22 protein-coding genes are annotated in these 23,901 nt (G+C 68.6%); 9 read left to right on the top strand and 13 right to left on the bottom strand.

Going from position 1 to position 23,901, the window contains the following annotated elements:
* Positions 1-11 precede the first annotated feature (11 nt).
* Complete coding sequence (locus FB475_RS22530) at positions 12-1,265, top strand: COG4705 family protein (RefSeq protein ID WP_141858558.1); 1,254 nt, start codon at positions 12-14, stop codon at positions 1,263-1,265.
* 156 nt (positions 1,266-1,421) lie between these two features.
* Here the strand turns inward: FB475_RS22530 and FB475_RS22525 are convergent, their stop codons facing one another.
* Positions 1,422-3,470: a hypothetical protein gene (locus FB475_RS22525; protein ID WP_141858557.1), complete on the bottom strand. Its 2,049-nt coding sequence runs from the start codon at positions 3,468-3,470 to the stop codon at positions 1,422-1,424.
* Positions 3,471-3,582: 112 nt separating this feature from the next.
* On the opposite strand from FB475_RS22525, the gene FB475_RS22520 reads away from it, so the two are divergent.
* Together FB475_RS22520 and FB475_RS22515 are read left to right on the top strand one after the other, a co-directional pair.
* Positions 3,583-4,260, top strand: coding sequence for a response regulator transcription factor (locus FB475_RS22520; RefSeq protein WP_141858556.1), 678 nt, complete (start codon positions 3,583-3,585; stop codon positions 4,258-4,260).
* 46 nt (positions 4,261-4,306) lie between these two features.
* Positions 4,307-5,020 (top strand): phosphatase PAP2 family protein, encoded by a 714-nt coding sequence (locus FB475_RS22515; protein WP_185759397.1) that lies wholly within the window; start codon positions 4,307-4,309, stop codon positions 5,018-5,020.
* Here FB475_RS22515 and FB475_RS22510 read toward each other — a convergent pair.
* Genes FB475_RS22510 through FB475_RS22490 form a run of 5 tightly spaced genes read right to left on the bottom strand, consistent with a single transcriptional unit; the run spans position 4,962 to position 10,380 of the window.
* Positions 4,962-5,684 carry a response regulator transcription factor gene (locus FB475_RS22510; RefSeq protein ID WP_141858554.1) on the bottom strand — a complete coding sequence of 241 codons (723 nt, stop codon included), beginning with the start codon at positions 5,682-5,684 and terminating at the stop codon, positions 4,962-4,964. The two genes, FB475_RS22515 and FB475_RS22510, sit on opposite strands and share 59 nt — an antisense overlap.
* Positions 5,685-5,724: 40 nt before the next feature.
* Positions 5,725-8,382, bottom strand: a complete 2,658-nt coding sequence (locus FB475_RS22505; protein ID WP_141858553.1) for an ABC transporter permease — start codon at positions 8,380-8,382, stop codon at positions 5,725-5,727.
* On the bottom strand, positions 8,382-9,053 hold the full coding sequence (locus tag FB475_RS22500) for an ABC transporter ATP-binding protein (RefSeq protein WP_141858552.1): 672 nt from the start codon (positions 9,051-9,053) through the stop codon (positions 8,382-8,384). The genes FB475_RS22505 and FB475_RS22500 overlap by 1 nt, the downstream gene beginning before the upstream one ends.
* Positions 9,050-9,748: an ABC transporter ATP-binding protein gene (locus FB475_RS22495; RefSeq protein ID WP_238332342.1), complete on the bottom strand. Its 699-nt coding sequence runs from the start codon at positions 9,746-9,748 to the stop codon at positions 9,050-9,052. The genes FB475_RS22500 and FB475_RS22495 overlap by 4 nt, the downstream gene beginning before the upstream one ends.
* Positions 9,712-10,380: a cyclin family protein gene (locus tag FB475_RS22490; protein WP_141858551.1), complete on the bottom strand. Its 669-nt coding sequence runs from the start codon at positions 10,378-10,380 to the stop codon at positions 9,712-9,714. The genes FB475_RS22495 and FB475_RS22490 overlap by 37 nt, the downstream gene beginning before the upstream one ends.
* Positions 10,381-10,511: 131 nt before the next feature.
* On the opposite strand from FB475_RS22490, the gene FB475_RS22485 reads away from it, so the two are divergent.
* The 3 genes from FB475_RS22485 to FB475_RS22475 all read left to right on the top strand — a co-directional run bounded on the left by FB475_RS22485 (position 10,512) and on the right by FB475_RS22475 (position 13,923).
* Entirely contained in the window at positions 10,512-11,873 is a 1,362-nt protein-coding gene (locus tag FB475_RS22485; RefSeq protein ID WP_141858550.1) for a sensor histidine kinase, read from the top strand.
* Positions 11,874-12,124: 251 nt separating this feature from the next.
* Positions 12,125-12,691, top strand: coding sequence for a polysaccharide deacetylase family protein (locus tag FB475_RS22480; RefSeq protein WP_202878473.1), 567 nt, complete (start codon positions 12,125-12,127; stop codon positions 12,689-12,691).
* Between the two features lie 200 nt (positions 12,692-12,891).
* Positions 12,892-13,923 carry a YncE family protein gene (locus tag FB475_RS22475; protein ID WP_141858548.1) on the top strand — a complete coding sequence of 344 codons (1,032 nt, stop codon included), beginning with the start codon at positions 12,892-12,894 and terminating at the stop codon, positions 13,921-13,923.
* A 32-nt stretch (positions 13,924-13,955) separates the two neighbouring features.
* On the opposite strand, the gene FB475_RS22470 is transcribed toward FB475_RS22475, so the two are convergent.
* Positions 13,956-15,119 carry an acyl-CoA dehydrogenase family protein gene (locus FB475_RS22470; RefSeq protein ID WP_141858547.1) on the bottom strand — a complete coding sequence of 388 codons (1,164 nt, stop codon included), beginning with the start codon at positions 15,117-15,119 and terminating at the stop codon, positions 13,956-13,958.
* Between the two features lie 124 nt (positions 15,120-15,243).
* On the opposite strand from FB475_RS22470, the gene FB475_RS22465 reads away from it, so the two are divergent.
* Positions 15,244-16,581, top strand: a complete 1,338-nt coding sequence (locus FB475_RS22465; RefSeq protein ID WP_141858546.1) for a UDP-glucose dehydrogenase family protein — start codon at positions 15,244-15,246, stop codon at positions 16,579-16,581.
* A 3-nt stretch (positions 16,582-16,584) separates the two neighbouring features.
* On the opposite strand, the gene FB475_RS22460 is transcribed toward FB475_RS22465, so the two are convergent.
* From FB475_RS22460 to FB475_RS22450, 3 genes are all read right to left on the bottom strand, one after another.
* Complete coding sequence (locus tag FB475_RS22460) at positions 16,585-17,805, bottom strand: MFS transporter (RefSeq protein ID WP_141858545.1); 1,221 nt, start codon at positions 17,803-17,805, stop codon at positions 16,585-16,587.
* 75 nt (positions 17,806-17,880) lie between these two features.
* Positions 17,881-18,426: a 5-(carboxyamino)imidazole ribonucleotide mutase gene (gene purE, locus FB475_RS22455; protein ID WP_185759395.1), complete on the bottom strand. Its 546-nt coding sequence runs from the start codon at positions 18,424-18,426 to the stop codon at positions 17,881-17,883.
* The gene (locus FB475_RS22450; protein WP_238332341.1) at positions 18,389-19,561 is read right to left on the bottom strand and encodes a 5-(carboxyamino)imidazole ribonucleotide synthase; all 1,173 of its coding nucleotides are present in this window, start codon (positions 19,559-19,561) and stop codon (positions 18,389-18,391) included. The genes purE and FB475_RS22450 overlap by 38 nt, the downstream gene beginning before the upstream one ends.
* A 155-nt stretch (positions 19,562-19,716) precedes the next feature.
* Between FB475_RS22450 and FB475_RS22445 the strand changes: the two genes are divergently transcribed.
* Positions 19,717-20,277 carry a GtrA family protein gene (locus FB475_RS22445; RefSeq protein ID WP_141858542.1) on the top strand — a complete coding sequence of 187 codons (561 nt, stop codon included), beginning with the start codon at positions 19,717-19,719 and terminating at the stop codon, positions 20,275-20,277.
* Between the two features lies 1 nt (position 20,278).
* Here the strand turns inward: FB475_RS22445 and FB475_RS22440 are convergent, their stop codons facing one another.
* Positions 20,279-21,205 carry a hypothetical protein gene (locus FB475_RS22440; protein WP_238332340.1) on the bottom strand — a complete coding sequence of 309 codons (927 nt, stop codon included), beginning with the start codon at positions 21,203-21,205 and terminating at the stop codon, positions 20,279-20,281.
* 76 nt (positions 21,206-21,281) lie between these two features.
* Between FB475_RS22440 and FB475_RS22435 the strand changes: the two genes are divergently transcribed.
* Positions 21,282-22,493, top strand: coding sequence for a GNAT family N-acetyltransferase (locus tag FB475_RS22435; protein WP_141858541.1), 1,212 nt, complete (start codon positions 21,282-21,284; stop codon positions 22,491-22,493).
* Here FB475_RS22435 and FB475_RS22430 read toward each other — a convergent pair.
* Both FB475_RS22430 and FB475_RS22425 read right to left on the bottom strand, forming a co-directional pair.
* Positions 22,490-23,128, bottom strand: coding sequence for a DUF1345 domain-containing protein (locus FB475_RS22430; protein ID WP_141858540.1), 639 nt, complete (start codon positions 23,126-23,128; stop codon positions 22,490-22,492). The genes FB475_RS22435 and FB475_RS22430 overlap by 4 nt on opposite strands.
* A gap of 38 nt (positions 23,129-23,166) precedes the next feature.
* Positions 23,167-23,784, bottom strand: a complete 618-nt coding sequence (locus tag FB475_RS22425) for a PH domain-containing protein (protein WP_141858539.1) — start codon at positions 23,782-23,784, stop codon at positions 23,167-23,169.
* Between the last annotated feature and the right edge of the window lie 117 nt (positions 23,785-23,901).

Genomic DNA, 23,901 nt, shown 5'->3' with positions numbered 1-23,901 from the left:
GCCTGGCCCACATGACTACAGACACCGCATCCCGGACAGCCGCACCTCGGGTGCTGCTGAACAAGGTGCCCGAGGTAACTATCTGGTTCTGGCTCATCAAGATTCTGTGCACCACGGTCGGCGAGAGTTTCGCGGACTGGATCAACATGCAGCTCGGCGTCGGGCTGATGGCCACCGCCGTCATCTTCACCGTCGTCTTCGCAGCCGTCCTGGTCTGGCAGTTCAAGACGTCGCGCTACACGCCGGCGGCGTACTGGCTGACCGTCGTGGTCGTCAGCGTCACCGGCACGCTGTACACCGACATCCTCACCGACCAACTCGGCGTACCGCTGTGGATCAGCACCTCGGTGTTCGCGGTCGGACTCGCGATCGTTTTCGGGATCTGGTACGCCCGGGAACGGACGCTGTCCATCCACAGCATCGTGAGCCGCCCGCGCGAGGCGTTCTACTGGCTCGCGGTCCTCGTCACGTTCGCACTCGGAACGGCGGCCGGCGACTGGACGCTCGAGCTGACCGGCTGGAGCCCGGGCGTCTCCGTACTCCTCCCGCTCGCCCTGATCGCGATCATCGTGGCCTGCTGGCGGATGGGCGCCAACCCGGTACTGGCGTTCTGGCTCGCCTACATCCTCACCCGCCCGCTCGGCGCCAACCTCGGCGACTGGCTCGCCTCCCCCAAGGTCCCAGACCAGGGCCTCGGCCTCGGCACGCTCGTCACCAGCATCATCTTCCTGGCCGCAATCCTCGCCACGGTCGTCTACCTGACCCTGACGAAATCCGACGTGATCGAGGACCACCAAGACCGCGCCCGGACGTCGAAGTACCACCGCCCACACCTCGAGTGGCCGATGGTCGGCGTGATGACCGCGGCAGCCGTTGCCGCCGGCATCCTCCTGAACTGGGCCTCGGCCCAACCGCACGCGAACGCGGCCGCCGAAGGCGAGGGCGAGGCCCCGAAGTCGAATGTCCACCTGACCTCGCAGCAAGCGCTCGCGCACTTCCCCACCACGGATGTCAGGCACTTCCGCACCCTCGTGAAGGGCATGGACACCGCGCTCGCGAAGGGCGACCAGGCCACACTCAACAAGGACGTCGACGCCTACGAGAAGGCCTGGGACGACGACCAGGACAAGCTCCAGCCGCTCGACGGCAAGGCCTGGGACTTCATCGACGGCCAGAACGACGCACTGTTCAACTCGGTCCGCAAGACCAAGAACCCCACCGCCGAGAAGACTGCCATCGCAGCCCTGCTGAAGACCCTGGGCTGATAGCAGAAGGTTGCCGTTCCGTCTTGGCCGGCCGGATCGGCTCACTGGCTCGGTGCCGGTGAGCCGATCCGGCCACCACCCTCGTCCCTGGGTTTCGCCGAGCGCCGCCGGGGAGGCCGGCTTGATCGGCTAGCGACCGGCGAGGCCGTCAGCGCGTCACGGACCCGGCTTCCTCGCGGTCACTCGAGTGGAGGGCTGCGCCACGACCGTCGGCGCGAAGGTCCAGGCCTGGACGAGCAGTGGAACCGCGACTGCGTAGCAGACACCGAGCACGATGACACCGGAGTCATTGGCTGCCATGCCGACCACAGCGGTCACCAGACAGGCCGCGATGCCGGCTCGCAGCAACGGCTCGGCCGCGAACACCCGACGCGCCTTCACCACCGCAAGCCGGTCTGGCCGCAGAACGAGCACGGCGGTCGGCACCACGAGCACGGCGATGAGAATGCTCAACAGCGGCCGATCCGTGAACGAGTGCACGTTGGCTCCGACCTTGCGGCCGAAGATGCTTCCGGCCCCGCCGTCCAGTAACTGCTGGACGAAGTTCCCAAGGTGCGACCTGCTCCCTGCAGGCCGCAACCAGTCGACGACCGCGATCCCCGAGACAGCGACGACCGCGATCGCACCGACTGCCACCAGCCACCGGGCTCGCAACCGGATTCCGGCAACCGCCGCGATCAGCACAGCGATCCCAGGCACCAGGCCGAGCACTCCTCCGAAGTCGGCTCCGTACGACGGCCACCCGTCGACTGCCACGGCCACCACTCCGATTGCGGCGACGCTCAGCACGGCCCATCGGCGGTGTCCGCGCTGGATCAGCAGGTTCCCGATCCAGACGCTGGCGATCAACACACCGATTGCGAAGGCGCCGAATGCGACGTTCCCGAAGCCGTAGAACCGTCCGGCGTCGAGGGGCGACAGCCCCCACAGACTCGACAGTTGCAGACGCGACCCGGTCAGTACGTCGGCAGCCAGGACGATCGCCGTCACCGCAGCCACGAAACCTGCCGGACCAAACCGCTGCCGCCGCCACGGACCGAGCCGGGCCAGGGTCCCGACCGCCGCCGCCCATCCGATCACGCCGGCCCACAGACCGAGACCAGGAGAGGAAGATCGCCACCACTGAAGCAGGTTCGCCAGGAACGATGCCACCGGCAACGAGGCTGTGATCAGGATCAGCCACAGCGGCCGACGAAAAGCGATGAGTAGTCCGCTGGAGAGCACGGCACCGCCGGCCACGAGCCAGTAGAACGCCACGATGTGGCGATCGATGGTCTGAGCGGCGCGGTCGAAGTGCCCGAGGGCGCGCACCAGCGCCGGTCGATCCTGCGGCGCGCCGGGCGCAGCCCGCAGTACCGAGCCCACAGCTCGTTCCGGCGTAGCGACCCCCAGACCGGCGAGCACGGTCGGGGTGACGTCGGTCAGTTGGACCAACCCGGGGTGTCTGGTCGAGTTGGCGTCGAGCCAGCCGGTTCGGTAGTCGCCGCCGTGCGCCACGAGCGCCTGCAGATGAGGGACAGGCTCATTGCCCATACCTACAAGGAGAACCTCGGCTGCCGACGCGGACGTCGTCACCTGGCCGATGGCCGCGTCCAGTCGTCGCAGCGCCTGTCCCCGTGCCGGGTCGGCCGCGGCCGGAAGATTCCCGAGGTCGACGACGGTCAGCGGACAGGCCGTCAGATCAGCGGTCTCGAGCCGCGCCGCGTACCTCGCCACCCGGCCCTGCGCATCGGCAAGCGCGAGTCCCGCTCCAGGACCTACCGCCAGCGCACACCCGCGACGATACGCGTTCGCTGTCAGCAAGCCGAATTCCGGGTTGTACGACGAACCGGCGCCCAGCGCTTCGATATCAGCCCATCGCGGCGCGCTGACGATGCCGCGCGACGACAGTACTTCGCCGGCACCGAGGCACCTGCCGTCCTCACCCCGCGGAGCGGCACTCCGTACGCCGGTGTTCAATGTCAACCACGCGTCCGCCGGACAGTTGGTGCTTTGCGCCGTACGCACCGAAACCGCTGCCGTGGCTGATTCTCCGACCAAGCGCCACAAGTTCGGGGTCACATCCGCCGACACGTCGCTCCATTGCAAACCTCCGACCCCGAGGACGACAACCGCATTGTTCGGGACCGCATCCGCTCCGGACGGAGCCAGGATCAGCAATCCGACCGCCCAGGCCAGCACCGCGAAGCCACGTGCGTACGCCAACTGAATCCCCGATCAGTACGAATGCCAGGAACCTACCGACGGCATGCTGAGCAGGAGCTGAGGGACCGAGCTGATTCAGATTGCTCTCAGCAAAGGTGCGAGACACTGCAGCATGCGGGTGTTGATGGTCGAAGACGAAGTCGCGCTGGCCGAAACCGTCCGGCATGGCCTCACACAGGCAGGCTTCGTGGTCGAGGTCGTGCACAACGGCGAGGACGCCGTCCGGGCCGCGACCGAGAACCCGTACGACGTGATCGTGCTCGACATCATGTTGCCGAAGCTGAACGGGTACAAGGTGCTCGAGCAGATTCGCGAACGTGGCGTCTGGGCGCCGGTGCTGATGCTGACCGCGAAGGACGGCGACTACGACCAGACCGACGCGTTCGACCTCGGCGCCGACGACTACCTGACCAAGCCGTTCAGCTTCATCGTCCTGGTCGCCCGGCTGCGCGCGCTGATCCGCCGCGGCGCACCGGAACGGCCCGTGGTGCTGATTGCGGGCGACCTGCACCTGAACCCGGTCCGGCGCCGGGTCGAACGGGCCGGCCAGGAGATCGTGCTGACCCACCGCGAGTACGGCCTGCTCGAGTTCCTGATGCGGCACCGCGGCGAGACCGTCAGCAAGACCCAGATCCTCGAGAACGTCTGGAACCCCGGATTCGAGGGCGACCCGAACGTCGTCGAGGTCTACATCCGCTACCTGCGGCTCAAGCTCGACGCACCGTTCGAACGCAACGCCATCCAAACTGTCCGAGGCATGGGTTACCGCCTCGATCCCGATGGCGGCTGACACTATGGAACCGCGGAATTCTGCCGCTTCCCGACGATCGAAGGTTGTGAGCCAGCTGTCGCGATGGACGTTGGTCGGTGTGCTGGCGACCGTAGTCGGGACGATCGCGTTCATCCTGCAGGCGGACGCCGCCGTCGAGGGTGACGGGCTCGCGGCGTTCGACCCCCAGCTCACGCAGGCTTTTTTCGACCATCGCAGCGCCGCACTGAGCAAGGTCGCGCAGGCGGTCACGTTCTTCGGGGAGATCCCCGTGCTGACCGCGGCGACGGTGATCGTCGCGGTTCTCCTCAGAATCGTGACGCGGCGCTGGCGACCGACGGCCGTTCTCGCTGCCGGAATGGCCGGTTCGGCGATCCTGACCTCCGTCCTGAAACTAGTGATCGGCCGCCACCGCCCGGACTCGAGCTTCATGCTCGGAGCCATCATCAACGGCTTCTCGTTCCCGTCCGGCCATACGCTCAGCGGTACCTGCTTCTTCCTGCTGCTCGCAGGACTGCTGTGGCGCTCGCACGCCGCACGAGGTCTCAAGATCGGCGGTACGGTCATCGCGGTGGTCCTGAGCATCGCCATGGGACTCAGCCGCGTCTACCTCGGGTATCACTGGGCAACCGACGTCGTAGCCGGCTGGACGATGGCGCTGACCTGGCTGTGCCTGCTCGCGACCGCGATCCACCTCATCGGGCGCCGCCGAGACAACGGGCTCAATCCTCGGCCGGTGGATCGAGACGATATCCGTGACCGCGGAGGGTCGATACCGTAGGCAGCCGCGGCGACGGTGCGGCGGTCTGTGCTGCCTCCAGCCGTCGGCGTAGTGCCGCCATCGTCACGTCCAGTGTCTTTGTCGAGCCGAACCAGTTCTCGTCCCAGACGGTGGCCATCAGGTCCTCGCGCGAGACCGCCGTACCGGCGTTGAGCGCAAGCGTTTCGAGCAACTCGTACTCCTTCGGCCTCAAGGCCAGCTCCGAGCCTGCAACGACACAGCGACGGGCCGCCGTCTCCACCGTGAGGTCACCGATCTGGAGGGCGTCCTCGACTCGGTCGACCGGACGACGCCGAAGATGGGCGCGCAGTCGCGCCAGGAGCACGGTGAGGCTGAACGGCTTGACGAGGTAGTCGTCGGCGCCGGCGTCCAAGCCCGACACGATGTCGATCTCCTCGCCCCGTGCGGTCAGCATCATCAACAACGTCTCGGGAAGGTCCGCGCGGAGCTGCCTGGCGAGGTCGACACCGTCGATATCGGGAAGGCCGAGGTCCAGGAGGACGACTTCGGCCTGTTCCTGGCGCGCGGCCACGAGGCCGGCGTGCCCGGTGCGCGACCAGAAGGTTCGGTACCCGCTGCTGGTCAGCGCACGATCGAGCTGCCGGCCGATCGCATCGTCGTCCTCGACGATGACGACTGCCGTGCTTTCGGCCGTGGCCTTCACACCTTCGACCGTACGGCCCCGTTGCTGAGGACAACCTGAATCAGAGCTCGCGCAGCTCCTCCACCGCCGGCCGCGTCGAGCCTCGCGCACTCGCCAACGCCCCGACAGCGATGGCAGCGGCCGCGGCGACCAAGGTTGTTGCCAGGTACGGCCACGGCACGGCGGCCGTCGACGGCGGTGGATCGAACACGCCGGTGAGCACCTTGATGAGCATGCCCGCGAGGGCCCATGCCACCAGCGCGCCACCGATCAGACCGCCGATCAGCACCGCCAGCGCCTCACTCAGGACCAATCCGCGCAGCTGCTGCCTGCGGGCACCGAGAACAGTCGCGATGGCAAAGGTACGGCGCCGTTCGGCCAGGCCGAGCGCGAGCACCAGCCCACCGGCGCCGGCCGCGATCAGCACCGCGAACGACAGCTCGAACCGGGTCAAGCCGGCCAGGTCGACCGAGGTCAGGCTGGATCCGACCTGGGCCCGGACCTGGGTCAGATCCGTGACCTTCGCCGAGTCGCCGAGCTTGCGCCGGACGTCCGCCGCCACCGCGGCCTGGTTCTTGCCACCGGTGTCCAGCAGGAACGAACCGATCGCATCGCTGCCGGTCGCCTTGGCGACGTACGCCGCGTTCGCGACGAAGAAGCTGTCCCGCGGCGCGGTCGGGAACTCCTTGACGATTCCCGCGTAGTGAAATGGGACCGTACGGAAACTCTTCGTACGGCTGTCCTGCAGTCGCAGGCGAAGCAGGTCTCCTGGTGCGAGCTGGAAGTCCTTCACGGTCTCGTCGCTGACCAGGATCGAGTCGGGCCGCTGCGCCAACTGCTGGAGCAGTCCACGTGCCGTGCCACCGGCAAAGTACGCGTCCTGCAAAGCGGTCGCACCGGCGATGGTGTCCGGACGGACGCCGTAGAAGTCCTGCAAGTCGGACCCGACGTACGCCAAACGGTGCTGGAGCGGCTCCACCCGCCGTACTCCGGGAACCGTGGCCAACGTCGCCGCCGCATTCGGCCCGACGACAACTCCGGGCGACTCGGTCACCGTGACATCCGCCCCGTTGGTCAGCACGGCGTCTGCCTCCGCCTGCTGCCGGTAGGTGGCGTTGAATGTCGCCGTCGACACAGCGAACGAGATCGCCAACGCCAACAGAACGACGGAACGCACCAGCGGAACACGCTGCCGCGACATGCTCGCGGCAGTGGTTCGGGCCAGCCGGCCGGTCAACGGCCGCACCAGAACGGTCAGCACACCTCGCCCATGAGCAAGCGCCAGCGCGACCAGCCGCCACAGGAGCAAAGCGCCGCCGATCCACAACAGGGCAGGACCGAAGAAGGCCCAGTACGACACCGAGATGGTCGGCACGCCTTCGGGTGCCAGCACCAGGGAGTAGTTGTTGCTACTGGACGCACGGAACACGAGGAGCGAGATGACCAGGCAGACTATGTCGAGCCCGAGGCGCATCCACAACGGGCTGCGTACCAGGTCGACCTGGCGCCGCGCTGTGACCACGCTGCTGCCGCGTAGGTCGCGCACAGTCGGGAGCAGGACCGTCGTCCCGGCGATCGCCAGGCCGGCCACAAATGCGATACCGAACCAGAGCAACGTCGACCGCGTGCCCGCCACGAAGGACGTACTGCCGAAGGCCGACTGCCCGACGAACGCGGCGACGAGCACGCCGAGCACACCGCCCAGAACCCCGATCACCGCGGCTTCCAGCGCTGCGAGTCCGACCACGCGTCGGGTGCCGAAACCCCGGACCCGCAGCAGTGCCTGTTCGCGCCGCCGTCGTAGCGCGCCGGAACCAGCGACCGCGGCCGTGAGCAGCGCCGCGAGCACCGCGCCCGGCAGGCCGAGGAAGAGGAAGAGGATCTGTGCGTACGCCGCGTCGCTGCGAGCCGCATCAAGCGCTGCCGCGAGATTGTCCCCGACAACGGCTGCTCCCGCCGACGCAGCCTCCAGATTGTGGGCGGCGCCGACGACCGCGGTGTAGGCGGCGGCCGGCGCGTGCGGTAGTTCACCGTTTCGCTGCACATGGATCTGCGTCGTGATCGCCGCCGGATCCACAGCGGCGATCGGTCCCATCAGCCGGTCGAAACGCTCGGCCGGCATCAGCACCACGTTGTCGGGCGGTGCCGACGGCTGCGACTGCGGCGGTGCGCCGACCTTCTGGAACAGCGAGTCCGCCTGCGGCAGGTCGATCACGCCGTCCACCCGGACCGGAACGGGCGGGAGGCCGGGCCGGCCGATCCGGATCGTGTCACCCGGTGCCGCGTGCAGATTCGCCGCGGTCTGCTGTGCCAGCAGGACACCGTCCGATCGCCCCGTCAACTGTCGTACCTCGCCCGGGAACGCGGATCGGTAGCCGTTCGGCATGCCGAGCACCACGCCGGGTCCGGTCGACTGCGTCGAGCCGGCGATTGCCGCCTCGAATCCCGTCGTACGGCCGAACTGGACGGGCATCGCCGTCGCCACGCCCGGCGTCTGGCGCGCGGTCGCCAGCACCGCTCCCGGATCGCTGCCCTGCTGCACCTCGATCTGCCAGTCGACGGCGACGGTCGCGATGGCGCGAGCAGTCATCGTTGCCTTCGAGGAGGTCAGAAAAGCTCCGATCGCCGCGATCAGAGCGACCGACAGCCCGATCCCCGCGGAGGTCGCCAGCAGCCGCCAGGCACGACGGCGGATCAAGCCGAGCAGCCAGAGCACCATCACAACACACCTTCCCGAGCCGGTACGACGAGACGGCCGTCGTCCATCCGCCAGTGTTCCCCGAGGCGCCCGGCCACCACCGGGTCATGCGTCGTGACAACCAAAGCGGCACCCGTCTCGTGGACTGCCGCAAGCAGAACCTCGAGAACATGCTCACCGGTTTCCGCATCGAGCTGACCGGTCGGTTCGTCGGCAAGCACCAGCCGCGGTCGCAACGTGATGGCGCGGGCGATCGCCACTCGCTGGGCCTGACCGCCGGACAAGGTGTCGGCGAGCTGACCGGCCAACGCGGCGACGCCCACGGTCTCCATCGCGGCTGCGGCGCGCCGGTCCGCCTCGGATTCGCCGGTTCCGGTGAGTACCGCGGCCAGGGCGACATTCTCCTCGACGGTCAGTGCCGGCAGCAGGCTCGGACCTTGGAAGACGACGGCGATGTCGCGTGACCGCTCAACCGCACGGTCGCTGAGCTCAGGCCATTCGACTACGCCTCCCGTCGGCGCCTCCAGGCCCGCCATCAGATGCAGCAACGTCGACTTGCCGGAACCCGACGAGCCGGTGATCGCGATCCGCGCGCCCGGCTCGACCCCGCAGGTGCAACCGTGAACGGCGACCACCGCTTGATCACCTTGCCCGAACGTCCTGGAGGCGTCGACGCACCGAACCAGCGTCATGCCGTGATCCTCCCGTCGGACAGCGCGATCACGCGATCCGCGATCGCGGTCACCGCCGGGCTGTGTGTCACCAGCAGCACCCCGCGTCCGTCGCGCGCCCGCATCCGGATCAGGTCGAGTACGATCTGCTCGGTTTGCCCGTCGAGCTCTCCGGTCGGTTCGTCGGCCAGCAGCACATCAGGATTGTTGCTCACGGCCACGGCAAGACCAGCCCGGGCGAGCTCGCCGCCGGACAGTTCGCGGGGCAGGGCCGACGCCCGGTTGCGGAGTCCGACCTGTTCGAGGAGCTCGTCGGGGCTCGGCCGGCTTGCCTTGGCTCCGGCTTGAACCAGTTGGATGTTCGCTCGCACCGTCAGCTGGGTGATCAGGTTCCCGGACTGCAGAACGACCCCCAGCCGGCGGCTCCGGAGCCGCGCGCGTTCGGCCTCGGGCCGATGGCTGACCCGGTCGCCTGCCACTGTGACCGCTCCCCCGTCCGGCTCGTCCAGGCCCGCCAAGCAGGCGAGCAGGGTCGACTTGCCCGAACCAGATGGACCGACGACAGCGACGACCTCGCCGCGGGCGACGCTCAGGCTCACGCCACGCAGCGCGAGCGTTTCCTCGTCGCCGGAGCGGTAGAAGCGATACAGATCGTGGCACCACAACACGTTGTCGGCCATCACGCCCACCGGAACGAGTCGGAGACGGTCTTCCACGGATCGACGTTGTCCGCGTTCACCGGTCCCGCCAGCGTCAACTCGACCTGCTTGCCGGCCCGGTAGAAGAGATACCGCTCGAAGGCGTCCCTGATCACCTTGCCGGTCACCGGATCCTGCGCAGAGTCGCCCTGGTACGTGACCAGCACCACCTGGCCGGCCGGTCGGGTGATCTCGCTGACCTTGCCCATCGCGAACTGCGGAACGGTACGGCGCAGCTGCGGAACCACCGTGCTGCTCGCCGACTGCGTCGTCGGTGCGGCCGGCGCTGCCGACGGCGAGATCTCGATCCGGTTCAGTTTGTCCGTGAAGGATGTCGTGGTAGGCGTCACGGTACGCGCCCAGCCTTCCGGAACCTTCACCGTGAAACCTTGGCCGTGGAACGCGACGAACGCTTGGTTGTCCGGGATGTCACCCGGCGGGTTCGACTCTGTGGCGACCGGTGTCGACGGCTGGACGGCCGACCGGCTGGTGGCCGGCGCGGTCGTCGATGGCGCCGCGGTTGGCGTACTGGACGGCTGGTTCGACGACGCGGCAGGTGACCCGGCCGAACCGGACGAGCCTCCACCACCGCAGGAGGTGATGAGTACGGCGGTGCTGAGAGAGAGCGTGACTACCGGCCAGAGCTTCATGGATCGTCCTCAGGAGAGCGGGAACCGACTCCACAGACCCTAGGAACCGCCGGGTAAGCAACCGATCCGAGACAGGTTAGAGGACGGCAAAACGTTGCGCCGACCGCCTTCTGTGCCCTCATGATGGTGGCATGCGGCGACGTGTCAGCCGGGTTGCCCTCGCGGCCGTCCTGGTCTCGCTGGTCCTGGTTGCGGTGCCGTTGGCGATCGGCATCCGCATCTCGTTCTTCGCCGACGAGCGCGCCGAACTCGAACGTGCGGCCCTCGCCGCGGCCGTCCAGGTCGGGCCCGACTTCGCCGGTGGGGATCCTGTCGAGCTTCCGGCGACGACCACAGACGGCCAGGTCGCAGTCTACGACCGGACGTTGAAGTTGCGAGCAGGCACCGGGCCGCAGGTCGCCGACGGTCCCACCCGGGCCGGCCTCGCGGGCAAGGTCGTCCAGGGACAGTCCGATGGGTCCCTGGTCGTAGCCGTACCGGTGGCATCGTCCGAACAGGTGATCGGCGTGGTCCGCGCTTCGTCGCCGATCAGCGGCGTCTGGTCCCGAATCCTCCTGGCCTGGCTGGCCGTGCTCGGCGGCGCGGTCTTCGCGCTGCTGATCGGCGTCGGCGTCGCCAGCTGGCACGCGAAACGACTCAGCGCGCCACTCGAGTCGTTGGCACGCATCGCCGATGCCGTCACTGCCGGCGAGCTGTCCGCCCGCGCCGAACCCAGCGGCATCGCCGAAGTGGACACGCTGGCCAACGCCCAGAACACCATGGTCGAACGACTGGCACAGGTGCTGGATCACGCCCGGCATTTCGCCGCCGACGCGGCGCATCAACTGCGAACGCCGCTGGCCGGTCTCCGCCTGACGCTCGAGACGGCGCTGACCGATCCGGCGGTCGACGCCCGCCACACGATCGACGAGGCGTTGCGCCAAACCGACGAACTGCAGCGAACCGTCCAAGACGTGCTGCAGCTGTCCCACCTGCCCACGGGCGGCCCGCAGGTTCGGCTGGGCACGATCAGCGGACTGTTCAGCGAGACCGAGAGCCGATGGCATGGTCTCTTCGCCGAGCAGGGCCGGCGCATCGTGTTCATCGGCGAGGACGCAGTCGTACGCCGCGCCGTACCGCTCGCCAACTGCCGGCAGGTCCTGGACGTGCTGCTCGACAACGCGCTGACCCACGGACGAGGCACCGTCCGGGTAACGGCCCACGACCTCTTCGACACCACGACCGCCGTCGACGTCGAGGACGAAGGCAGCATCACCGCCGACACTCCGGACATCTTCCTCCGTGGCAATCACGCCGGTACCGACCAGGGCTCCGGCATCGGTCTCGCCCTGGCCCGGAAGCTCGCCGAGTCGATCGGCGGCCGCCTGGTCCTCGCGTCGTCATCGCCCACCAGGTTCCGGCTCCTGGTCCCCGAGCGATCCGACGTCACCGACGGCGGCGCAACCGGCTCGTCCGACGCTCAGCAGGCGCTCAGGCGGACGTCGATACGTTGACGGACATGCCTGTCGAGCGCCGCGTCGTTCTCACATCGGCCCTGCTGGCAATCGGCGCCGGCACGACGGCCGGCTGCACGACTGGACAATCCGCCGAGGACGCCCCGACCGCTCACCCGGACACCTCTCGGACCGTGCTGGCGGAGACCGTGGGCCCTCGGACGATTTCGCCGACGGCACACGCCGGCCCGGGTTCATCGACAACCTCGCCAGTGACGGAGGCCGTGGAGATCGGCCATGGACCGCGCACGGTGCCTCGCGTAGCGCTGACCTTCCACGGCAACGGCGATCCGGCGCTGGCCACCACACTGCTCAACCTGGTCGAACGCGCCGGTGTCCAAATCAGCGTCCTCGCCGTCGGCACCTGGCTGGTCGCGCATCCGGAGATGGCGGCCCGGGTCCTGAAGGGCGGGCATGATCTCGGCAACCACACCATGCACCACAAGCCGATGCGTCAACTCGACGCGGCCGAGGCTCGTCGCGAAATCAGTGACTGCTCCGCCGTTCTCCGCCGTACAGCGAAGCACCAAGGCCAATGGTTCCGCGCGTCCGGGACCCAGCAGACGACCCCTCTGATCAGAGCGGCGGCCGCCGCGTCCGGATACGCTACCTGTGTGTCGTATGACGTCGACGGTCTGGACTGGCAGGACCCGCCCGCGGCGACAGTCGTGAAGGCCGTCCTGGGTGCGGTCCGCCCGGGCTCGATCGTGAGCCTGCATCTCGGCCATCCGGTGACGCTCACGGCCCTTCCGCGGATCCTGTCCGAGCTCGCCGCCAGACGGCTCGAGCCGGTCACCCTGACTGCACTACTCCGATGAATCTTCGGCCCGCTCTGTGCGCGCTCCTCCTCTTGACGACGACCGCCTGCTCCGGCGGTGGCCACGCGGCCGAGCTGCCTGCGCCCGGCACCGTGGTCCCGAGTTCGGCGCAGCCGTCGATTCGCCCTTCGAAGGTCACGCCATCGGCGACCGCGCCTCCGGCACCAGCTTCACGGGTCAAGCCGCACTTGCTTCCGGGCATGCCGCTGCCGCTGTCGCCGAAGGACGTCTGGGCCGCCGACCGCCCGGGCCGGCTCGCCGCGGCCGTCCGCCGGGACCCGTACCGCATCTACGTCCCGAACAGCGGCAGCAACACCGTGACCGAGATCGACCCGCGCACGTACAAGGTGATCCGCACCTTCCGAACGGCGCGCGAACCGCAACACGTCGTACCGTCGTGGGACCTGAAGACACTGTGGGTCAACAACGACCTCGGCAACACGCTGACCCCGATCAACCCGCTCACCGGGCTCCCCGGCCGGCCGGTCGCCGTCCACGACCCGTACAACCTGTACTTCACCCCGGACGGCAAACACGCGGTCGTGATGGCGTCCAACGACAAGCAACTGGTCTTCCGTGACCCGCACACGATGGCCGTACAGAAGGTCTTACCCGTGCCGTGCGCCGGAGTGAACCACGCCGACTTCTCAGCCGACGGTACGTCGTTCCTGGTGTCCTGCGAGTTCTCCGGGCAACTGCTGCTCGTGGACACCGCCGCGGAGAAGATCCTGCAGGTACTGCGGTTACCTGGACAGCGCGGGATGCACGCGCCGATGCCACAGGACGTGAAGCTGTCGCCGGACGGACGGTTCTACTACGTCGCGGACATGATGACCAACGGCCTCTGGGTCCTGTCCGCGCAGCCGCCGGTACGGATCCTGAAGTTCATCCCGACCGGCCTCGGCGCGCACGGGCTGTACGTCACCCGGAACTCGCGGTACCTGATCATCACCAACCGCGGCGAGGGGTCGATCTCGATGCTCGACTTCGTCACCGCCAAGGTGGTCCGCAAGATCAAGATCCCCCGCGGCGGAAGCCCGGACATGGGCGGGATCTCGCCGGACGGCCAAGTGCTGTGGGTATCCGGACGGTACAACGCGGTCGTGTACGCGATCCGCTTCAGCGACGGCAAGCTGCTCGCCCGGATCCCGGTCGGCAAAGGCCCACACGGCCTGGCGGTCTTTCCACAGCCCGGCCGGTACTCGCTCGGCCACACCGGCATCTTGCGCTGAGCACGGCCAAGAACCGCCTGACCTGGGGAAACTCAGCTGAGGCCCTTCAGGAGTTGGCGGGCCATGACGATGCGCTGGACCTGGTTGGTGCCTTCGTAGATTTGGGTGATTTTGGCGTCGCGCATCATGCGTTCGACCGGGTAGTCGTGGGTGTAGCCGTAGCCGCCGAGGAGTTGGACGGCGTCGGTGGTGACGGCCATGGCGGTGTCGGAGGCGAAGCACTTGGCGGCGGCGCCGAAGTAGGTGAGGTCGGCGTCGTTGCGCTCCGACTTCGCGGCGGCGGCGTAGGTGAGCTGCCGGGCGGCCTCGATCTTCATGCCCATGTCGGCGAGCATGAACTGCAGGCCCTGGAACTCGCTGATCGCCTTGCCGAACTGCTTGCGCTCCTGGACGTAACCGAGCGCGTAGTCGAGGGCGCCCTGCGCGATGCCGAGCGCCTGCGCGGCAATCGTCACGCGGGTGTGGTCCAGGGTCTGCATCGCGGTCGCGAAGCCGGTACCGGGCTCGCCGATCAGCCGGGAAGCGGGGATCCGGACGTTGTCGAAGTACACCTCGCGGGTCGGCGATCCCTTGATGCCGAGCTTCTTCTCCGGGGCGCCGAACGACACGCCCTCGTCGGACTTCTCGACCACGAAGGCGGAGATCCCCCGCGACCGTGCCGATGGGTCCGTCACTGCGAACACCGTGTAGAAGTCCGAGACACCGGCGTTGGTGATCCAGCGCTTCACGCCGTTCAGGACGTACGAGTCGCCGTCGAGCACCGCGCGGGTCTTCATCGAGGCCGCGTCCGAACCGGCCTCCGGCTCGGACAAGCAGTACGAGAACATCGAGTCGCCCGACGCCACCGGCGGCAGGTAGCGCTGCTTGACCTCGTCCGACGCGGACAGCAACAGCGGCAGCGAGCCGAGCTTGTTCACGGCCGGGATCAGCGACGTCGCCGCGCAGGCGCGGGCGACCTCCTCGATCACGATCACCGTGGCGAGCGCGTCCGCGCCTGCTCCGCCGTACTCCTCGGGGATGTGCGGTGCATGGAAGTCCGACGCCTTCAGCGCATCGTACGACGCCTTGGGGAACTCGGCCAGCTCGTCCACGTCGCCCGCGTGCGGGGCGACCTTGGCGTCGCAGACGTCGCGGACGGCCTCCCGGATCGCCTGGTGCTCCTCGGACAGCGCGTACAGCTCGAATGAGTTACTCACGAGTTGCACTGTACGACGAACATCCCGCCCGCGGGGGACGTCGTACGCCGAAAGTGAGCAAGTACGCACTCTGCAGACATGAGCCGGTCACCGGCCGATAACCACGATGGGTAGAGTCCCGGACATGAGTGAAGCGACCTCCCGACCGCTCCGGATCGCGGTGATCGGTACCGGCTACCTCGGCTGCAACACCTCCGCCGGGATGGCCGAGTTCGGTTTCGACGTGATCGGGGTGGAGATCGACGAGCACCGGCTGAAGCTGCTCAACGACGGCAAGGCCCCGCTGTTCGAACCCGGGCTGGACCCGCTGCTGAAGAAGCACGTCGACTCCGGCCGGCTGCGGTTCACCAGCGACTACCGGGAGATCGCCGACTGGGCCGACGTGCACTTCATCTGCGCGGGCACCCCGCAGCTCGAGGGCAGCGAGGCAGCCGACCTGTCCCAGGTCTACTCGGTCGTCGACATGCTCGCCCCGCTGCTCACCAAGCCGACCCTGGTGGTCGGCCGCTCCACGGTCCCGGTCGGTACGTCGAAGGCCGTCGAGGAACGCCTGCACCGCCAGGCGCCGGCTGGTTCGGCCGTGGAGATCGCCTGGCAGCCGGAGTTCCTCCGCGAGGCACACGGCGTCGAGGACACGCTGCACCCGGACCGGCTGGTGTTCGGCGTCCAGTCCGAGGCCGCCGAGGCCAGGCTTCGCGAGGTGTTCGCGACCCCGATCGACGAGGGTTCGCCGGTGGTGGTCTGCAACCTGGCGACCGCGGAGCTGGTGAAGGCGGGCGCGAACGCGTTCCTGGCCACGAAGATCTCGTTCATCAACGCGCTCGCCGAGATGGCCGACGCGACGGGCGCCGACGTCACCCAGCTCGCCGACGCGCTCGGGTACGACAAGCGGATCGGCCGCGGCATGCTGAACGCCGGCCCCGGGTACGGCGGCGGCTGCCTGCCGAAGGACCTGCGCGCGTTCATGCACCGCGCCGGTGAGCTCGGCGTCGAGGAGATCATCACGCTGCTCCGCGAGGTCGACGACATCAACCAGCACCGGCGCGCCCGGATCGTTGACCTCACCCACGAGATGCTCGGCGGCGTGTGGTCCGGCAAGAACGTCACCGTGCTCGGCGCGGCGTTCAAGGCCGGTACGGACGACGTCCGCGACTCCCCCGCGCTCGACGTGGCCGGCCGGATCCAACTGCACGGCGCGAACGTCACGGTGTACGACCCCGAGGCGATGGAGAACGCCCGCCGCGTCCGCCCGACGCTGCGCTACGCCCAGTCCGCCGTCGAGGCCTGCCGCGACGCCCACGCCGTACTGCACCTGACCGAGTGGCCCGAGTTCCGCGAACTCGACCCGGCCGCGCTCCGCGACGTCGTCAGTACGCCGGTCGTCATCGACGCCCGGCTGAACCTGAACGTCGAAACCTGGCGTCGCGCCGGATGGACCTACCGCGCTCCGGGTAAGCCGTAGCCGTCAGGAGACGCGGGCGTTCCGGATCACCGGGCGGCTGAGCGCGGTCAGGCCGATCAGCGTGATCGCGACGCCGATCCCGAGGCAGACGCCGGTGATCCGGATCCCCCGCACGTCGGCGAGGCTGCCCAGCAGCGGGTTCATCACGACCTGAGCCAGGCTCTGGCAGAGCACGATGACCGACTGCAGCCGGGACTGGTACTCGCTCTCGACCGAGTTCATCAGCAGCGGCAGGACGTGGCCGGTGAAGGCGCCGACACCGATGCCGCTGATCACCGCGAAGACGATCGCGAGCGGCAGCACCTGGACCATGGACAGGCCGGCGAACCCGACCGCGGCCACCAGCAGACCCAGCATCGCGACAATCCCGGGGCGCTGGAACGCGCCCCGCATCAGGATCCGGATCGACACGACCCCGACGCCGATGCTGCGGGTCGCGATCAGGATCGCCGCCGTCTTCGCGTCCCAGTGGTGATCGCGGGCCAGCAGCGGCAGCAAGAGCGCGTCCATCGGCATCAGCAGGCCGGCGGCCATCGTCATCGTGATCAGCAGCGCGCGGGTGAGTGGACGCCCGAACGCGGCCCGGACGCCTTCCGCGATCGAGCGGAACATGCCGCCCCGCCGGGTGCCGTGCGGGGTCGTCGTCCCGCGCAACAGGTACAGCACCACGAGCATGATGGCGAAGGTGATCGCGTCGAAGCCGGCCGCCGCGGACATCCCGGCCCAGTTGACCAGCAGGCCGCCGACCGCCGTACCGCTGACCGCGAACACGACGCCGGTGACCTGGAAACTCGCCAGCGCCCGGGGCACCTGCGGCGCGGGCACCAGCAGCCGCGGCATCGCACGCGACGAGGGCAGGAAGAACGCGTCGATGATTCCGACCACCACAGCGAGGATCGCCAGCAACCAGACCGGCTCCCCCACGGCCCGCGTCGCCGGGACCAGCGTCGCCGTCACCAGGAACATCGCGGTGCAGCTCACGAGCAGTACGCGCGGGGCGCCGTACCGGTCGCCGATGGCACCGCCGATCAGCAGCAGCACCGCCCGGGGAGCCGCGGCCAGCAGCAGGATCAGCCCGGCGACACTTCCGCCGTGCCGGGTGGCGGACCAGCCGATGGCGAAGCTCATCGTCAGGTCGCCGAGGAGGGACACGGCAGCACCGAACAGCCAGATCCAATAGCGGACCGGAATGCGCTGCGTATCCGATTCAGTGGGCGGAGTCACGATCGACGACCTTAAACGACAACCGATGGGATCTCATGACTACCCGCCCCCGTCCTGTGGAAACCAGCGCCGAGCTCAGCCTTTACGCAACTCTGCCGCCCCGTCACGCACCGTGCTCCCCTTCCCCCGGGCGACCTCCGCGAGCGACTGCTGGAAACCGATCATCCGGTCCCGCAGCACCTCGTCGGAGGCGGCCAGGATCCGCACCGCCAGCAGTCCCGCATTCCGAGCGTTCCCGATCGAGACGGTCGCAACCGGAACACCGGCCGGCATCTGCACGATCGACAGCAGCGAGTCCATTCCGTCGAGGTACTTCAGCGGTACCGGTACCCCGATCACCGGCAGCGGAGTCACCGAGGCGAGCATCCCGGGCAGATGCGCGGCACCGCCGGCCCCTGCGATCAGCACCTTGAGGCCGCGTTCGTGGGCTGACCGTCCGTAGTCGATCATCTCGGCCGGCATCCGGTGTGCCGAGACGACGTCTGCCTCAAAGGGCACGTCGAACTCCGCGCACACCTCGGCGGCCGCTTTCATCGTCGGCCAGTCCGAGTCCGACCCCATCACGATCCCGATCATTGCTGTCCTATTCGTCGATGGTGCCGGTGAGGTACGCCGCCGCATGCCGCGCGCGCTCCCGGGTCTGTTCGAGGTCGTCGCCGTACGCCGTCACGTGGCCGACCTTGCGGCCCGGCTTCACCGACTTGCCGTAGAAGTGCACCTTGAGACCCGGGTCGCGGGCCATACAGTGCAGCAGCCCGCGGTGCATGTCCTCGACGTCGCCACCGAGGACGTTCACCATCACGGTGTACGGCGCTCGCGCGGCCGGGGAGCCGAGCGGCAGGTCGAGCACCGCGCGCAGGTGGTTCTCGAACTGCGACGTGACCGCGCCGTCGATCGACCAGTGGCCGGTGTTGTGCGGGCGCATCGCGAGCTCGTTCACCAGCAGCCGGCCGTCGCGGGCCTCGAACATCTCGACCGCGAGGATGCCGACCACGCCGAGCTCGCCGGCGATCCGCAGCGCGGTCTGCTGCGCCTGCGCGGCCCGCTCGGGGGCCAGGCCGGGCGCCGGTGCGGTGACCTCGACGCAGATGCCGTTCTGCTGCACGGACTCGACGATCGGGTACGCGACCGCCTGGCCGTGCGGCGAGCGGGCCACGATCGCGGACAGCTCGCGGACGAAGTCGACCTTCTCCTCGGCCAGGATCGGTACGCCGCTGCCGAACGCGGTCGCGACCTGCGGATCGTCCGGCCCGTCGACGAACCAGACGCCCTTGCCGTCGTACCCGCCGCGGGTGGTCTTCAGGATGACCGGGAAGCCGCCGACCCGCTTGGCGAAGTCCGCGACGTCGGCAGCCGTCGCGACCACCTGGTGCGCGGGCGCGGGGACGTCGAAAGTGTCCAGCCTGGCCCGCATCACGGCCTTGTCCTGGGCGTGTACGAGCGCGTCCGGGCCGGGTCGGACCTTGACCCCGTCCGCCTCGAGCGCGTGCAGCAGGTCGGTCGGTACGTGTTCGTGGTCGAACGTCACCACGTCACACTCGGCCGCGAACCGCCGTACGGTCTCCGGGTCCTTGTAGTCGCCGACGGGGGCATCGGCGACGGCCTGGGCAGCCGAGACCGCCGGGCCTTCGGCGAGTACGCGCAACTGGATGCCGAGCGCGACGGCCGTCTCCTGGGTCATCCGGGCCAGCTGGCCGCCGCCGACCATGCCGACCACGGGGGTGCCGGTGGGGAGGTCTTTTCGATCGAACTTCACAGCCGTGAGCCTAATGTCCATACATCATGGCCCCTCAAGCGGCCAGGTCTGACACTCTCCGACGCGCAGTCGATTTCGGAACCGGCCCGTTCGCCGGGTACCGTGGGAAGCTGCCCTCCCCGTCGCGGTGTGATCACAGAAGGTTCCGAACCCCGTTGAAGCTCGTCACCACGCTGTACCACCAGTTCCAGCACCTGGTGCACGAAGTGGCCAAGTTCGGTCTGGTCGGTGTCCTCGGGCTGGTAGTGGACCTGCCGATCTACAACTGGCTGGTGTTCAACAACCCGCTGGTGCTCGGAGACTCCGGTATCGGCGTGATGCACCACAAGCCGCTGACCGCGAAGCTGATCTCGACCACGATCGCCACGATCGTGACGTACTTCGGGAACCGCTACTGGACGTGGCGGCACCGCGAGCGCTCCGGCCTGCACCGTGAGTACGTGCTGTTCTTCGTGCTGAACGGCATCGGCCTGCTGATCGCGGCCGGCTGTCTGGCCTTCTCGCGCTACGTGCTGGACCTGCACACCTGGCTGTCCGACAACATCGCCGCGAACTTCATCGGCCTCGGCCTCGGCACCCTGTTCCGCTTCTGGTCGTACCGGAAGTTCGTGTTCAAGGAAGAGATCGCCCTCGACGAGGCCGAGCACGTCCCCGCTCCCGACTCGCCGGCCGCGTTGGACGGCGAGTCCACGGGCGACCTCCCCGTCGTACGCTGACTCACTCGCCTGTCAGCGGCGCCCCCGGATCCTTCAACCGGGCGTAGACGTTGTCGGCGAACGCCGCCGGCACCTTGCCGAGCGACTGGATGACCGTGCTGGTCCCGGTGAAGCGGCCGACCGCGTACAGGTAGGCCGTGTCGGTGTCCTTGTCGATCCCGAGCAGGACCGTGCCGTACACGCCGCACTTCTGCGTGAGCAGTGTCTCGAAGCCCTGCCAGGTCCTGCTCCGGACCTGCTTCACGACCGGCTTCATCGGTGAGCTCGTCGGGATGTGGATCGTGTAGAGCGCGCCACCCCTGGTGTTCGCGACGAACGTGTCGTACGTCGCGGCCTTGCTCACCAGCGCCATCGACTTCACCGCCGCGAACCCGGCTGCGGACCCGGCACTCCGCCAGACACCCTTCGAGCTGACCGTCCACCGGAACAGCACACCGTCGTTCCGCAGCCCGTAGACCGTCCACCGGGAGATCCCGGCCTGAGTCGGGCCTTGGTACTCGGCCTCCTCCACCATCGTGAAGTTGCCCCAGCCGCCACCGATCCGGCGCAACGCCGCGGGCGGGTTGACGATGGTTCCGTCGTGCTGCGCGCCGTACGCCGCCTGGTACAGCACGTCGCCGATGATGACGTAGCCGTAGACGTCGTGCTCGGAGCCGTCCGGGCCCTGGTCGATCAGCACGGACATCGAGGCCATCACCTTCACCTGGCCGGGTGCGAACGCACCACGTCCCAGCACGCTGCTTGTCGCCTTGGGCGGCACGGTCGACACGATGCCCGAGGCGTCGTGGTCACCTGCCGCGGTGACCGACGAGGCCGACAGGCCACAGGTGGCCGTTGTTGCTGCTGCTGTGGCGGACGCCTTACCGGCTGGAACCAGGACTGTTGCGGCGAGTAGGACGGCCGCGGTTGTTGCGAGTGGCTTGATCATTGGTCCACCCCTTCCTACCTGCCTTGATGATCCTAAATGGGCTGTGGTTGTCGGCGGGGCGTGTGAAGATGCGGGCATGACGGACATCCAGGTGCGGGCGGCGCAGGCAGCGGAGTACGAGAAGGTTCAGGCCGTGTTCGGCGGGGCGATGATGTTCGAACCGAAGCCTGACGAGCTCTGGACCCGGTTGTTCGAGCCCGAGCGGGCGCTGGTGGCCACCGATGACGGCGAGATCATCGGGACGACGCGGGCCCTGACCCGCGAGCTGTCCGTCCCGGGCGCGGTGGTCGACGCGGCGCACGTGACCGGCGTCGGCGTACAACCGACGCACCGGCGGCGCGGCGTGATGTCGCAGCTGATCGGACGGCAGTTGCGCGAGGTGCCGGAGGCGATCGCCGTGCTGTGGGCGAGCGAGCCGGCGATCTACGGCCGGTTCGGCTACGCCGCGGCGGCGTGGGGAGTCGAGTACGCCGTCGACCTGCATCGTGTTGGCGCACCCAACGATTCGATCCGCCCCGGCGCCCTCGCCGTACTGACGGCGGACGAGGCACTCAAGGATCTGCCCGCGCTCCTGCGGCGCCTCCAGGGTCAGCGGTCCGGAGTGTCCGGGCGGTCCGACCTGCTGTGGCAGGCGCGGCTGCAGGACAAGCCGGACGACCGCGGCGGGCGGACCGAGCGCCGCATCTTGGTGCACCGCGACGAGGCCGGCACCGTCGACGGGTACGCGCTCTGGCGGGGCAAGCTGAACTGGGGCCCGACCGGACCGGCGAACGAGGTGCTCGTCGAGGAGCTGGTCGCGCCCGAGCCCGCGGCGTACCGAGCGCTCTGGCAGCACCTGTTGACGATGGATCTGAGCGCCACTCTCAACTACTCGCACGCCGCGGTGGACGAGCCACTCCAGCAACTCGTGACGTACCCGACAGCGCTCGAACGCCGGCTCGGTGAGTCGCTCTGGCTGCGGGTGACCGACGTACCGCGGGCGCTCCGGCAGCGCCGGTACGCCGTACCGCTGGACGTCGTCCTGGAGGTGACCGACCACCTGATCGAGTCGAACACCGGACGGTTCCGGCTGACCACCGACGAGTCCGCGGTGACCTGTGAGCGCACCGACGACGCCGCCGACCTCAGCCTGTCGGTGACCGAGCTTGCTGGTGCTTACCTCGGCGGGCGTCCGCTGACGGAGTTCGCTGCCACCGGTCGCGTCACCGAGCACACCGCCGGCGCGCTGAACCGCACCGCCACGGCCTTCGGCTGGCCGGTCGCGCCGGTGAGCATCGAGGTGTTCTAGTGCCCGCCGGCGCCGAGACCCGCGACCAGGTTCACGGTGCCGGCCAGGATGACCGCGCCGAACAAGTAGGACAGCAGCGCATGGCGCAGCGCGGTGTGCCGGATCACCGACGCCTGCAGGTCGGTGTCGGACACCTGGAACGTCATGCCCAGCGTGAACGACAGGTATGTGAAGTCCTGGTAGTCAGGTGAGACGTTCGTGTGGAAGTCCACGCCGCCTTCCGCATCGGCGTAGTACAGCCGCGCGTAGCGCAGCGCGTAGACCGTGTGAACGGTGAACCAGGACACGACGACGCTCGCGACGACGAACGCGCTGAGCAGGTTGCGCTCGCCGCTGCTTGCACCGGAGGCCCGGATCAGCAGGTAGCCGACCGCGAGCAGGCTGGCAACGGCGGCGCCCAGCAGGATCAGGTCGGCGAAGGCCCGGCCCGGATCCTCGCGGGTCGCGTGAGCCGAGGTGGCCGCCGGATCCATCCGCCGGATCGTCAGCCAGATCCACACCAGGAACAGCAGCGCCGCGACGTCCCAGCCCGCCAGCGGCGCGTAGCTCCACCCGATGGTCAGGCCGGCCGCCACCGCGACGACCACCCCGGCGCCCATCGAGATGGCCAATCGGGCGCGCGACTGGGCGGTCATCCACCAGGGATCGGACCCGCGCGTCGCCGGACTCGTGCTCAACGGTCGTCACCGGAGCTGAAGATCGTGTCCCCGTCCCCGGTGTCGCGGCCCGGCGGCGGGCCCGGGCGGCGGCGCATGTGCTCCGGCGGCGCCTCGTCCTCGAGGATGCCGTCGCCCGGCTTGCCGTCCGGGCCGCCGAACAGCAGGTCGGACATCTGCAGGTGGACGTGCTCGACGTGCGGTACGTCGGGCAGCACCACCTGGCCGCGTTCGCCGGCGGACTCGATGTGCAGCGTGCCGCAGCCGAGCATCCGGTCGATCAGGCCGTGTTCGTAGGACACGTCGTTGATCCGCATCAGCGGGATGTCCCGGCCGGTGCGGGTGAGCACGCCGTGCCGGGTGATCAGGCGCCGGTTGGTGATCGTGTACGTCGAGAAGAACCAGTCCAGGAACGGCCGCAGCGCGAACATCGCGAGCACCACCACCCCGACCGCGAGGATCGCGATCCGGGCCGGGGTCTGCAGCGACCCCGACGGCACGATCGCGGCCAGGAACCCACCCAGGCCCGCCACCACCAGCAACAGGAAGACCGGGCCGATCAGCGCCTTCCAATGCGTCCGGGTGCTGACGACGACGTACTCGTCCTCGCCCAACAACTTCGCCGAGATCGCCATGACCCCAGTCTCACAGGTCCCGGGTTCGGTTGTCCCGCCCCGACACGATCCGGCGTACGAGATGGTTCAACACTTCACAAAATGCATACAGTGAGCAAGGATGCGCGAGGGGTTATC

It is taken from the genome of Kribbella jejuensis (assembly GCF_006715085.1).
Classification (GTDB): Bacteria; Actinomycetota; Actinomycetes; order Propionibacteriales; family Kribbellaceae; genus Kribbella; species Kribbella jejuensis.
Note: the sequence above shows the minus strand (reverse complement) of the source record. Positions and strands in the feature narration are given on the sequence as shown.

Bases quoted from the DNA above. Each gene is read 5' to 3' on its own strand.
- FB475_RS22520 (WP_141858556.1), top strand. From the start codon at position 3,583: ATGCGGGTGTTGATGGTCGAAGACGAAGTCGCGCTGGCCGAAACCGTC.
- FB475_RS22475 (WP_141858548.1), top strand. From the start codon at position 12,892: ATGCCGCTGCCGCTGTCGCCGAAGGACGTCTGGGCCGCCGACCGCCCG.
- FB475_RS22530 (WP_141858558.1), top strand. From the start codon at position 12: ATGACTACAGACACCGCATCCCGGACAGCCGCACCTCGGGTGCTGCTG.
- FB475_RS22465 (WP_141858546.1), top strand. From the start codon at position 15,244: ATGAGTGAAGCGACCTCCCGACCGCTCCGGATCGCGGTGATCGGTACC.
- FB475_RS22435 (WP_141858541.1), top strand. From the start codon at position 21,282: ATGACGGACATCCAGGTGCGGGCGGCGCAGGCAGCGGAGTACGAGAAG.
- FB475_RS22500 (WP_141858552.1), bottom strand. From the start codon at position 9,053: ATGACGCTGGTTCGGTGCGTCGACGCCTCCAGGACGTTCGGGCAAGGT.
- FB475_RS22425 (WP_141858539.1), bottom strand. From the start codon at position 23,784: ATGGCGATCTCGGCGAAGTTGTTGGGCGAGGACGAGTACGTCGTCGTC.
- FB475_RS22440 (WP_238332340.1), bottom strand. From the start codon at position 21,205: ATGATCAAGCCACTCGCAACAACCGCGGCCGTCCTACTCGCCGCAACA.
- FB475_RS22490 (WP_141858551.1), bottom strand. From the start codon at position 10,380: ATGAAGCTCTGGCCGGTAGTCACGCTCTCTCTCAGCACCGCCGTACTC.
- FB475_RS22430 (WP_141858540.1), bottom strand. From the start codon at position 23,128: ATGACCGCCCAGTCGCGCGCCCGATTGGCCATCTCGATGGGCGCCGGG.
- FB475_RS22505 (WP_141858553.1), bottom strand. From the start codon at position 8,382: ATGGTGCTCTGGCTGCTCGGCTTGATCCGCCGTCGTGCCTGGCGGCTG.
- FB475_RS22485 (WP_141858550.1), top strand. From the start codon at position 10,512: ATGCGGCGACGTGTCAGCCGGGTTGCCCTCGCGGCCGTCCTGGTCTCG.
- purE (WP_185759395.1), bottom strand. From the start codon at position 18,426: ATGCGGCGGCGTACCTCACCGGCACCATCGACGAATAGGACAGCAATG.